Genomic DNA, 12,490 nt, shown 5'->3' with positions numbered 1-12,490 from the left:
TGAGTATCGACGTAATAAAATGGGCACTCTATCTAAATTACGTGAAATGAGAAAAAGGATTCAACCAACGTAAGTTTAAACCTAACGGGATACGTTATTTTCAAGCTAGCATGGAGCTGGCAACTGTTCTATTTTTCTTCACAAAAAATCCCCTCCGGTATCCAACGTTTAAGTTTCATCTTACCAGATGTCTTTTTTTTCGTTGTCTACCATGAGGAGATATTACCATCGGTCACGTGAAGACGGTTTTTCTATTTAATTTGGCAGGTTCAATGTAAACATAACTATTTCAGCCCCATAGATGACAATACGTCCGTTTCGTTGGCTTGCCGATACCAATCATTTACTTCCTCGGTAATCTGTGTGCCGCCTTTTTCATGCCACTGCTTCACAAAATCGTCATAAGCTTCGAGAGGTTCCTTGCTATAAATGATTTTGGTGAAGGTTTCCTTTTCCATGGTTGTGAGCTGTTCCCAGGATGACTGCATCGTCTTTGTTGGGGGGCCATTAAAGGCGTTGGGCAGAAGCGCATCGCGGTTTTCGTACGAGATGACGTACCCGTTTTTGGTTGTTTGATCGGCCGCTGCGGCTGACATCAAAGGGCCGGTGTCCGGTTTAGTACCATTTGCCAGATCATAGTAGGTTTTACCTGCTTCACTCACAGTGGGAGCATTTTTAGTGAAAAGCATTTTAGACGGAGAGGGCGCATTCTGAAGCGGTTGATTGAAATGAGCAGAGTCAAATACAACCTTGCCGTCCACAATGTCATAGTCATATCCTTTGGCAAAACCGTATTTGAAATCTCCCGTACCGAATGCCGCATCGTACAACTTGTCGTAATACAGGAAGAATGCCTCCATATTATTGAAGTCCTTATTGAACATAAATACACCGTCATTGAGTTGGCCTGACTGATAAGTTGTAGCTTCCTTCACACCCTTGATTGTAGGGTATGCAGCAATCTTGGCACCAGGGATATTCTTCTCGACGTCTTTCACGCTGCCGTAAAGCCAAGGACGGCCGATAATGATGCCGGCTTTGCCTTCCGTGAAATCGGCGAGTGCGTCCCACGCGCCCTGCGTCGCCAATTCTTTGTTCAAATAACCTTTTGAGTACCAGTCACGGAGCTTAGCGAGCGCCTCTTTATTCCCTTCGGCTACGGATCCATACGTGAGCTTACCGTTGTCATTGTACCACTGACCTGGAAGGCTCTTGCCAGTATAAGCACTGAAGATCATGACCGGATCGCTGACCCAGCCGGTGTTATAGGATTCCTTCCCTGAGAAGTCGAAGCCGTAAGTGTCTTTTTTTCCGTTACCATCCGGATCATTGTTTGTAAAGGCAGCAATAACCTTTTCAAATTCATCAATCGTCGTAGGCGCTTTCAAATTCAACTTATCAAGCCAATCCTGACGAATCAGCATCACTTCGCCTTCGGTGAGGTTAGGAGAAATCGCCATGCCGTAAACTTTGCCATCCTGAATAACCGGATTGAAGGTCGTGGGATATTGCTTGTAAATTTCTTTCAGACGATCGGGCATAAAATTTTTGATATCTTCGGTAATATCCCTCACCTGACCCGATTGGATCAAATCACTCGCAAGGGAAGTATCATATACCGGAATAAGATCGGGCAACTTTTCGGAACCGGTGAGGGCCAGACGAAGTTTTGTATTGTAATTCCCCGCATCGCCCCCAAGTAAAGTCGTCTCGATCTTGATGCCAAGCTTTTCCACTCCCCAGCGTGTCATGACGTTGTCGTTCAGGCTTTCTCCGTTCAAATACTTGCCTGCATTCTCATCCAGCTGCTTGGCAGTCGTTATGGTCAGAACCGGATCATACTTACCATCTTTGAGCGTCGCCTTCGGCGCGGCTTCCGATCCACTGCCTTTAGTCATACATCCGGCAAGCATCCCTGACATGAGAACAGCGGTTATTGCGTATGCGGCTGTTTTTTTCCATTTCATATGGTTGACTCCTTTGATTTTAAATTTGGATGATAAACGAATTACTCTTTTACTGCACCCAGAACGATCCCTTTGACAAAATACCGCTGGAGGAAGGGGTAAACCAGTATAATCGGCAGCGTGCTGATAAAAATTTGTGCGGCTTTAAGGCTCTGTTCAGACATGGCCTCCGCCTCAGACTGAGTCAGGGCCATATTTTGCGCCGAACCCTGCACGACAACCGTCTGAAGGAAGGAAGCCAAAGGATAGTTATCGGTATTGGACATATACAAGATTCCATCAAACCAGGAATTCCAGTGTCCCACCATGATGAACAGGCCGACGGTAGCCAAGCCCGGAAGCGACAACGGCAAATATATTTTTTGAAAGATAGCGAAGAAGGAGGCGCCGTCGATAAAAGCCGCTTCTTCCAGCGCTTTTGGAATCGTCTTGAAAAAATTCATGATTAGGATCATATTGTAAGCGCCGAAGGCACCGGGCAGAACCAGCGCCCACATCGTGTCCTTCATGCCCAAACTGGTGATCAGAATGTAAGAAGGAATCAGCCCGCCGGAGAAGAGCATGGTGAAGACAAAAATCCACATCAAAACGTTGCGTCCGCGGAAGTTCTTCGATAAGGCATATCCTGCCGTCGTGATGACGAACATACTGATTAGAGTTCCAAGCACGGTCCGTACCACGGAAATTAGCATGGATCCGGTGAAATTGGAGTTCCGGAACGTCTTGGCATAAGCATCCGCCGTAAAATCAACGGGCCAAAACGAAACGAGATTGCCGTTAACGGCCGCCTTGCTGCTAAAAGACTGCGCAAGCAGATGGAGCAGGGGCAGGAAGCAGGATAGTGCGGCCAGAACGAGCAGGATATGGTTAAAGATAGAGAAGATCTTATACCCTCTCGATTTGTAATACACATCTACTCCCCCTTTTAGAAAATTTTGTAGTTAGCGAGCTTATAGGCAATCCGGTACGAAATGACAATTAGAACAAAGCTGATGCCGGATTTGAACAATCCGACCGCCGTACCGAAGCCATACTGACCGTTGAGCAGGGAAGAGCGGTACACATATGTATCGATAATATCCCCGGTACTGTATACAAGCGGATTGTAGAGATTGAAGATTTGGTCGAAGCCCGCGTCCAAAATGCTTCCAAGGCTGAGCGTAGCAATGACGATGATCATCGGCAGCATGCTAGGCAGGGTGACATGGCGAATCTGCTGCCAACGGTTGGCTCCGTCGATCTCAGCCGCTTCGTAGTAGGAAGGATCAATACCTGTAATGGTGGCCAGATACACGATCATGCCGAATCCGAAGTTCTTCCACAGATCGCTGAGAATTACGGTTGGGCGGAAAAGCGAGGGATCTCCCAAAAAGAAGATCGGTTTCGTTCCGAACAGATTTGTCAGTACGTGATTAATGCCCCCATCCAGTCCCAGAATATCAATCATTATACCGGCTATGGTTACCCAGGAGAGGAAATGCGGAAGGTATACCAAGGTTTGGATGCTCTTCTTGAGCCCAACATGTCGGATTTCGCTGAGCAGGATGGCCATGACGATCGGTACGATGATTCCAGCGATAATCTTGGCGACGGCAATGATAAGCGTGTTGATAATGGCCTGAATCGATTCTTGGTACTGAAATATTCTGGAAAAATTATCGAGACCGATCCAATCCGATCCCGTAATTCCAAGCCAAGGCTTGAAATTCTGAAAAGCCATGACCAATCCTACCATGGGGCTATACGAGAAAATGAGCACGCATACCAAGGCCGGGAGGCACAGAATATACAGCGGCCAGTTCTTTTGGATCTCCTTCTTCCACGGGTTCTTTTTGGCCCGCAGCAGTTTATCAAGCCTCATTTCGTTCGTTTGAGTGTTCATTGCTTGTGTTATGGTTTTTCCCCCCTTTACAAGGTGCTTTTTCTATCTTTTGTTCACATATAGGTTAGCAAAAGCGCTTTCATTATAAAATGTCATTATTTTAATATTATAACCACGATCTTAATGACATGATGAAAGGGAATAGGTCCCATCTTTTCCTGAAGCTGCAGTTAAGCTATTATAGAACTTACCGTCAGCCAAGTGAAAGAAGGAGGCTAGCACGCTTGAAAAAAGTGAATATGAAGCGGTTTATTTATTTCTTTGTCTTTTTTCTTGTGCTCACGCTGGTTCTGTTTTATGTCATGGAGACACTGAGCGGGCGTACGCTTAAACAGAGCTTGGTCCATGCTTCAAAAAACCAGGTGGTTTATGCGAATAGTATGCTTGATGGAGTGTTGTCGGAGGCTCAAATGTATGCCATCCAATATACGACGGACAGTTCGGTCCGTTATTTTGAGAAACAGAAGGAAGTCCTTGGTGTATATGACTCGCAAATGAAGAAAAACGAGATTGGGAATATGATCAAAAACACGCTGGTTTCCAGCCAGTCTGTTGACTTGGTGGGAATCTACTGGAAATCGGATGAAACGTTTATTTCAACGAATTCGAGCAAAACAGCCGTTGTCCCTTTTAAAGAGGTTACACGCCGGGGATGGAAAAACGTGAACGGGAGTTTGTACTTTTTTTCTGTGTATCCATATATCAAGGAGCCCAGCAGTCCCTCGAATATTCAATATATCGTGGGTGTTAAGCTCAAGACGGATTATTTGAAGGGACTGCTCGATAAGGCGCTCAACAGCGAAAATACCAATGCTTTTTTCCTGCTAAACAAGTCTTTTTTGGTCGGAGATCGGAATGTTGATCCTAATATCGTGAAAGCGTCTACAACAATGATTGAACCAGATCCAAAACAGGTCATGGAATATGAATTTCACGAGGCAGACGGAGACTTTGTGATTTTGTCCCAGTATATCGATTCGATCGACACCTATTTGGTTACCTACACGCGGCTGAACGATTTCCTGAATCCGCTAAACCGGAACCACCGCGTGTTCTTTATCAGCATACTGGTGGTTCTCATCATTGGACTATTGGTTATCGCCATGTTCTATAGGAACTTTTACCGAAATGTATATTTGCTTCTCAAGCGCTTCCATCAAGTGGAGCAGGGGGATTACAGCACAAGGATCAAAGTGCATTCCGGCAATGAGTTTGATAATTTGTTCCAAAGCTTTAACCACATGGTTGAGCAAATCCAGGCATTGTTTGTTTCCTTGAAAACGGAGACGGATCTTCGTCAGAATGCCGAACTGAAGCAGCTTCAAGCACAGATCAATCCACATTTTCTCTATAATAGCCTGTTTTTCATCATGTCCATGGCTAAAACTTCGCCTGATGCGGTCATGCGGATGAGCAAACATCTGGCGGAGTATTACCGCTATATGACGAATATCAACTCTCGAGAAGTAACGCTGGCCTCCGAGCTGAAGCTTGCGGATCACTATTTGGCCATCATGGCTCTATGTAAACAAATCGATTACCGGATCACGCTTCCTTTAGAACTCGGGTCGCGCCGTATGATGCCCCTGATGGTTCAACCCATCGTGGAAAATGCGATTCAGCACGGCATCGAAGGGCATCAAGGGGCACATCGCGTGTTTGTGGAAGTAGAGGACATGAACGGGGGCCTCAGAATCGTCATTTCCAATGATGGTAAAGGGCTCTCGCCGGAAGAGATCGCCCAGCTAATGGAACGGATCGAAAACGAAGAACCACCGGAGGGTACGAAAGGCATCGGTTTGTGGAACATTAATCGACGCGTCAAAAACTCATATGGTGAGCGCAGCGGTTTACATTTTATGACGAATGAATGGGGAGGACTCACGGTTTGCCTGCTGATCGATTTTCAACTGAAAGGTGGAGAATTAGCGTGAAATTGCTCATTGTGGACGACGGGCATTACATCGTGGAATATTTAAAGCACTTGCTGGATTGGGGCAAATTCGGCATAGACCGGATCCAGACAACAACCAATTCCGTTGAAGCGAAGCGTATACTGGAGCAATCCCCAGTGGATATCCTGATTACGGACATTCGGATGCCGGAAATATCCGGAATTCATCTGCTGGAGCATGTCAAAGCCCTAAACTTAGCAACCAAAGTCATTTTTCTGTCCGGCTATTCAGAATTTGAGTATGCGCAGCAGGCGGTTCGATTGGGAGCGTTCGACTATTTGCTCAAACCCGTAGATAAAGAAGATGTTGAGAAAGCCATAAAGAAAGTCACTTGTGAAATCGGAAAGAGCCAACAGGAAGGTGCCCCCTCCTTGGATAAAATAGACGGTTTTCGCTATTTGCTATCGCTTCTCAGCGCACACGGGCCGCTGAATTTGGAATGTAACTTCGATGAAACCTCCTTTGCGCATATCCCGCTACGTTACTTCCGGATTTCACCTGCAACTGAGGGGATGAAAACGAGGATTCGGGATTTTCTAGAGGGATGGCATACTTTTGTCTGGACGACGCCGTCATTATTGGCGGGGGTTGTGCCCGAATCAACGGCAGATAGGCTCAGAGCCGCTCTTCCTTCGATCGGCTTATCGGAATTGTTTCAATTCAGGGATATACATAAGGTTCAGCATACGTTCTACCAGTTCTTCTATGAAGAAGAGGTAACATCCGATGATTTTCATGTGATGCAGGAAGGGATGGAATTTTCAAAGCTTGAATCGCGCGAGTGGGAATGCGCTCGTAATAAAATGGTGAAGCGGTACCCCCAATTAACGGGCAGAAAATATAGGATCCTATACCTTTTGAAAGCTGCTCATTATTTGTATCTTTCCATTGAAAAAAACCGTACGAATGAAGTTCTGGACTGGCTGTTCAACCAATTACATGATCCGGATGAAGCTTATAAATTCATTCTCTGTACCATCTCCCGGTTAGCTCGGGAAGATGAGCTCACCTACCAAGATACGGTCCATAGCGTTCAGACCTACATCAACGATCATCTCGATGAAGCACTCAGTCTGGAGGATCTGGGGAGAATCGTTCACCTTCATCCTGCCTATCTCTCCAAACTCTATAAGCAGCAGACCGGAGAGAATCTTTCAAGTTATATCATGCTGAAACGATTGGAAAGAGCCTCCGGGTTGTTAACCGCTTCCCATCTGCACGTGGGGGATATTTCACGAATGGTAGGCTACAAGAAACCACAATATTTCATCAAACTCTTTAAGGAACATTATGGAGTTACGCCTCAGCAGTACCGCAAAAGGAAAGCCAAGATCGGAGGAATGCAACCCCTGCGCAAATAACCAACCCGAATATCAAACAACTGTCCCTGAAAGCAATTTCGACTACATTGAAGGGAGGGATAAATAAAATAAAACGTCCTTGAATAACGTAATCTGTCTCAAATCCTATGAAAGAAAGGAAGGCTACTTATGAATAAGCTAGTCAAATTATATTCGGCCCTGATCGTGATGATTTTTATCACTTCCGTCCTGAGCGTTCCTGCCAGTGCGGAAATTAAAGTGTCCGATGACACGGCATCCGGCGCGTTTAGTCCGGCGGCGAACTACAAGATCGTGAACCGAGGCAACGGCAAGGTGCTGGACATCTCGGACGGTTCCACAGACAATGGCGGAGGTGTTATCCAGTGGACAGATAACGGCGGCTGGAACCAACAACAGAGCATAGTTTTCAACGATGAAAAGTGGGCTGCTACAGCGAACGTTTTCCGGCTGAATGGACAGTCCACAGCCAATAACGTGAAAATTTCATGGCCGCAGATTGCGGGAGCGGAATATTACGAGGTTTATCGAGGAGAACAACTCATCAATCGGGTCAACGGCGATGTTACGGACGAGTATGGTCTTGAAGCGGGACAAGAATACGTGTATACCGTTAAGGCATACCGCGGGACAGAACAAATCGGGATTGCCCAAACCAATGCGGTACGCACATTCTCCTACGATCCTTCCGCAATCACGAAGAAGAAAGACAACTACACCGGTGCCGATAGTCTCCAGGCGGGTAACACCTATGGGATCAAAGCGGGTAATACTTGGTACCACTATTTCTATCAGGCCGCAAAGGACGCCGCAACTGGCGTAGTGACAACCCGTATTTACGAACAGACCTCTACCGACGGACGGACATACGGCAATGACCGCCTGTTGGGCTTTTTTGAAGATATGCGTGTGGAAGGGGCCAGTTACACGCGCCATCCCGTTACAGGCAAAGTCGTTTTCACCGCCCATGAGGAATCCAGCAACGGATACACAAGAGCTGCGGTGTTCATCGCCTCAGTTACCCCGGGCGGAAATGATTTTGCGGCTACCTTCAGAGGACGTCCGCTCGAGAAAGAATCTCGCGATATGTCGCTGTTTGTGGACGAGGATCATGCGGCTTATCTTATTTTCGCTACCCGTAACAACAGTGACATCGCGATCGTCAAGCTGGACGAGAACTGGGAACGACCCGAAAAAGTCGTAAATACGGTGTTCAAGGATAAGCATAAGGAATCGCCAACGATTCTTAAGCATGAGGGACGTTATTATTTCTTTGGATCCACGGCAAACGGCTGGTATCCAAGCCAAGCGGAGTATGCGTCCGCAGAGTCGATCGGCGGTGAGTGGACTCCGCTTAGAGCGATCGGCAACGGTGCCACCTTTGCCACCCAAGCAAATAGAGCCTGGGGTATCACCGGCGCGAATGGGCGGACTTCGTTCGTTTTAAACGGCTATCACTGGGGCGAACAGTACGCCGAGAATTTCAAGGATCCGATGGGCACGTACTCCAGGCTGTTCCCGATGGTTTTCTCCAACGGGGTGGCAACGGCAGATTGGTACCAAAAATTGGATATTGATCCTGTGTACGGGTTGGTGCCTGTACAGTCTGGCCAGTACCTCTCCCTGGGAAAGAAAGCGACCGATTCTCAGGGGCTGGACGCGGCGGCAGTCACGGACGGTGCGGATCTGGCGACGGCTCCGCTCGTTCACCATAGTGCGCTCGACTACAATATTGTCATTGACCTGGAGCAATCCGCGCAATTGACCGAAATTAACTTTACGACCCGGGTCGTAGGCGGATCGGATGCCGTCTACCGCTATAAATTGGAGGGGAGCGCCGATGGGCAACATTGGACGCAGCTTGTTGACGGCTCATCGAACAACGTTGTCGGTTATGTCGCCAATCCGATCTCCGATACCGGGCACTACAGGTATGTGCGCATGACGGTTAACAATATTGTCAACGTGCATAACGGCCAGAACGCCCTATGGGCGGACGGAATCATTGAGCTGGCGGTTTTCGGGACCCCGTAAGCCGAAGATTCGACCCTCCAGGCTGCAGCAAAACCCAAATGGCCAAGCCAACCATTTATTGGAATTCAAAACGGCAGCAGCTATGCCGTCGGTCACTTGCTCGGAGAATATCCTTTCTGGAAATGAGTCGACATTCGATTGCCTGGATGGCGGACAGAGTAAGCAGGCCAAGATAAAATCCAGGAGGAATGGAAGGAGCAGTGGCAAGCATATCTGCCGAAAATGGGATTCAATAAGTTAGAACATCTGTTTGTTCAAAAGCTGCCGGGCATCTCCCGGCAGCTTTTGCTTTGTCCGCAATCATATCCTTAAGTCATTTCAAGGGACTGCTTGTATAAGGAGAATCTCACAAAGACAGCTGGTTTGAACACATTGCACTCACTGCGGGTACGCCGGAATGGCTGGAGCCCGTAACGGTCTCCAACGTTTAAGCCTATTTTACATCTGTCAACCCCTTATCTTCCTGATTGATTCGTACGACGAAGAGGTTTTTCTTACGATTTTTCGTGCTTTGTTCGGAATTTTCGCAACATTGCTTTGAAAGCGTAATCATTCGTATATAAAATAGCATTACGCAAGTGATACTTTTGAAAAAAGAGGGTGATTCGCAACAATGAGATCCTGGTTCCACACTCGTTTTCCCCCATTGCACTCGATCGTCGTGCAGCTATTCCTCTTTTTTTTCTTCGGGATGACTCTTCCTGTCCTGATTGGAGGATTCATATCCTACCACAAATCGTCCATGATCGTTGAAGAGCAGGTCAGTAAAGTGGCCGCGCTAACGATTGTGCAGGTGAGCGATAAGCTCAACATGTTTTTCAAGAAACTGGACGACTCCTCGATGATGGTGCTCAACAGCAAAATCGTCCACAACATTTTGGAGCAGAGACAGGGTGATACCGCCTACGAAACGACGCTTAAGGTGAAGGACGGCAAGGACATGCTGACTTCGATTATGATCAATTCGCCGGAAATTCTCGATATTTACATTTTTGATACAAAAGGAAAAAATTCGGTGCTTAGCGCAGACTCCCTCATGTCGATTCCGAATCAATGGGATTCCGACTGGTATAAGGCCATATTGAAAGCGAACGGCAATACCGTATGGTTTGGGCTCTCCGAAACTTCATACCTGAAAAGGACCGGGATGGGATTCCCGGTTTTTGGCCTCGGCAGGGCCATCCGGAGCTGGGAGACGGGCGAAGTCATCGGCGTCATGTTTGTCGAGGTCATGGGAAACGTGCTGATCGATGAGCTGAACCGCGTTCAATTCGGCGACACGGGTTACGTCTACATCGTCAATGAGCAAAATCAATATTTCTATCATCCCAATCCGGACGAGTACGGGAAGGCGTCCAAGCTGCCGATGCCGGCCCGGAAAATGCAGCTGCGCGAGGGCAAGCGCAACACGCTCATGATTCCAGAGCGACTGAACAACGGCTGGCTCGTGGTAGGCGTCGTACCGCTCGAGGAGTTGACTGCAGACTCGTCCAGCATTCGAAATCTGACGGTGTTGATAACCCTATGCTCCATCGTGCTGGCGATTGGCATGGGCTACTACGTTACACGCCGAATCGGGAATCCGCTCGTCTATTTGAGCCGCTTGATGCGCAAAGGAGAAGCCGGCGATTTGACCATCCGCAGCCGCAGCATCGGACGCAATGAAATCGGGCAGCTTGGCCGCAGCTTCAACAATATGATTGAACAGATTGAGCTGCTCGTCGAGCGGATCGCCAAGGAGGAATCCGAGAAGAAAAAGGCGGAAATCCGGGCCCTTCGGTATCAGATTAATCCGCATTTTCTGTACAACACGCTCAATTCGATCCGCTGGCTTGCCAAGCTGAACCGCACGAACGATGTAGACAAAGCCGTGACTTCGCTCGTACAGCTGCTCGAGGTCAGCATGGGGCGTAACGGCGTTTTCATCCAATTAGGAGAAGAGCTGGACCTGCTGCAGAAATATATGGTCATTCAAGGGTACCGATATGACAACGCCATCACGCTGCTAATGGATTGTCCGGATGAGCTGAAGCAAATTCCGATTCCGCGCATGCTTCTCCAGCCGATTGTTGAAAATGCGGTCTTTCACGGCATCGCGCCGAAGGATGAACCGGGTACGATTCAGATTCGTGCGCGGCAAGAGGGGGAGGAGATCATCATCAGCATCGCCGACGACGGCGTAGGTATGAGCGAGGAGCGGCTTGCCCAAATTTTCGCCGAGGAGGGGCCGCATCATAACCGGGGGATGACCAACATCGGGCTGCGCCATGTGCACCAAACGATTCGGCTGTATTATGGCAACGAATACGGGGTCAGCGTGACCAGCGAGCTCATGCAGGGGACGAAGGTCACGATTACTTTTACGACATTGAAGGGGGATCATGATGTACAAAGTGCTGTTGGTTGATGATGAAGCCATCGCAAGAATGGGAATTCGGTCTACTTTTGATTGGGAAGTCAACGGATTCGAGCTGGTGGGAGAGGCTTCCAACGGCCAGCGGGCGATGAAATGGGTCGAAAGCAAGGAAATCGACATTCTGATTACCGATATTGCCATGCCGGTGATGGATGGACTTGAGCTTGCGCGCAGGACGAGGGAGATCTGCCCTTGGGTCAAGGTGCTTCTGCTCAGCTGCCACAGCGATTTCGAGTATGTCCGCGAGGGGATCCGGCTGGGTGCCTTTGACTATATTTTAAAGCCAATGCTGAGTGCGGAATCGCTGAAAACGGTGCTGTATGAAATGCGCCACAGCCTGCAGAAGGAGAAGGAAGATCACCGCATTTTGGAGCAGTATAAGGAAAAAAACAGCGCCGACACGGCGGTCGCCGTGATGCCGCTGCCCCTCCCGGCGGATTGTCCGCCTCCGGATAAATCGCTGCACCAGCGCATCGTTCAGCAGGCGGTCGAGTATATCTCGGAGCATTTTACAGAGTCGATCTCACTGCAGCAGGTTGCCGACAAAGTGTGCGTCAGCCGCAATTATTTCAGTGAAATGTTTAAGCGGGTCACCGGGCATAATTTCATCGATTATTTGATTACGCTGCGGGTGAACCGGGCCAAGGAACTTCTGCAAAATCCAACGCTGAAAGTATATGAGGTCGCGGAGATGTCGGGCTTCAATGACACCAAGCATTTCAGCAAACAGTTCAAAAAAGTCGTCGGACTGACGCCGGCGGAATTCCAGGGAATGCCGCGCAGATCAGCGCCCTTCAGCTGAACACTCCGCAAAATAGAAAACATAGGAAAACATGACACGATTTCGGAAATTAGTGCCGTTCAAATGGCGAAGGGAGCCGTTTTATAATATTCAC

At 48.2% G+C, this 12,490-nt stretch carries 8 protein-coding genes; 5 read left to right on the top strand and 3 right to left on the bottom strand.

From position 1 onward, the window contains the following. Window positions 1-284: 284 nt before the first annotated feature. Genes NYE48_RS13635 through NYE48_RS13625 form a run of 3 tightly spaced genes read right to left on the bottom strand, consistent with a single transcriptional unit; the run spans window position 285 to window position 3,828 of the window. The gene (locus NYE48_RS13635; RefSeq protein ID WP_340999049.1) at window positions 285-1,967 is read right to left on the bottom strand and encodes a hypothetical protein; all 1,683 of its coding nucleotides are present in this window, start codon (window positions 1,965-1,967) and stop codon (window positions 285-287) included. A gap of 41 nt (window positions 1,968-2,008) precedes the next feature. Continuing rightward, on the bottom strand, window positions 2,009-2,878 hold the full coding sequence (locus NYE48_RS13630) for a carbohydrate ABC transporter permease (protein ID WP_340999048.1): 870 nt from the start codon (window positions 2,876-2,878) through the stop codon (window positions 2,009-2,011). Window positions 2,879-2,892: 14 nt separating this feature from the next. Next, on the bottom strand, window positions 2,893-3,828 hold the full coding sequence (locus NYE48_RS13625; protein WP_341000657.1) for an ABC transporter permease: 936 nt from the start codon (window positions 3,826-3,828) through the stop codon (window positions 2,893-2,895). Between the two features lie 254 nt (window positions 3,829-4,082). On the opposite strand from NYE48_RS13625, the gene NYE48_RS13620 reads away from it, so the two are divergent. The 5 genes from NYE48_RS13620 (at window position 4,083) to NYE48_RS13600 (ending at window position 12,396) form a co-directional block, all read left to right on the top strand. After that, on the top strand, window positions 4,083-5,783 hold the full coding sequence (locus NYE48_RS13620) for a sensor histidine kinase (RefSeq protein WP_341000656.1): 1,701 nt from the start codon (window positions 4,083-4,085) through the stop codon (window positions 5,781-5,783). Further along, a complete protein-coding gene (locus tag NYE48_RS13615; protein ID WP_340999047.1) occupies window positions 5,780-7,165 on the top strand; it encodes a response regulator in 1,386 nt (461 codons plus the stop codon). Before NYE48_RS13620 ends, NYE48_RS13615 begins: the two co-directional genes overlap by 4 nt. A gap of 129 nt (window positions 7,166-7,294) precedes the next feature. Continuing rightward, window positions 7,295-9,178, top strand: a complete 1,884-nt coding sequence (locus NYE48_RS13610; RefSeq protein ID WP_340999046.1) for a discoidin domain-containing protein — start codon at window positions 7,295-7,297, stop codon at window positions 9,176-9,178. Between the two features lie 613 nt (window positions 9,179-9,791). Continuing rightward, window positions 9,792-11,585, top strand: coding sequence for a sensor histidine kinase (locus NYE48_RS13605; protein WP_212949559.1), 1,794 nt, complete (start codon window positions 9,792-9,794; stop codon window positions 11,583-11,585). Further along, complete coding sequence (locus NYE48_RS13600; protein WP_331480304.1) at window positions 11,560-12,396, top strand: response regulator; 837 nt, start codon at window positions 11,560-11,562, stop codon at window positions 12,394-12,396. The genes NYE48_RS13605 and NYE48_RS13600 overlap by 26 nt, the downstream gene beginning before the upstream one ends. Window positions 12,397-12,490 lie beyond the last annotated feature (94 nt).

The sequence above is a fragment of the Paenibacillus sp. FSL M7-1455 genome, assembly GCF_038004655.1.
Lineage (GTDB): Bacteria > Bacillota > Bacilli > Paenibacillales > Paenibacillaceae > Paenibacillus_AQ > Paenibacillus_AQ cookii.
The sequence above is the reverse complement of the archived record's forward strand: the minus strand, read 5'-3'. Positions and strand labels throughout refer to the sequence as shown.

Coding starts and splice junctions, on each gene's coding strand:
- NYE48_RS13635 (WP_340999049.1), bottom strand. CDS start 1,967: ATGAAATGGAAAAAAACAGCCGCATACGCAATAACCGCTGTTCTCATG.
- NYE48_RS13625 (WP_341000657.1), bottom strand. CDS start 3,828: ATGAGGCTTGATAAACTGCTGCGGGCCAAAAAGAACCCGTGGAAGAAG.
- NYE48_RS13610 (WP_340999046.1), top strand. CDS start 7,295: ATGAATAAGCTAGTCAAATTATATTCGGCCCTGATCGTGATGATTTTT.
- NYE48_RS13605 (WP_212949559.1), top strand. CDS start 9,792: ATGAGATCCTGGTTCCACACTCGTTTTCCCCCATTGCACTCGATCGTC.
- NYE48_RS13600 (WP_331480304.1), top strand. CDS start 11,560: ATGATGTACAAAGTGCTGTTGGTTGATGATGAAGCCATCGCAAGAATG.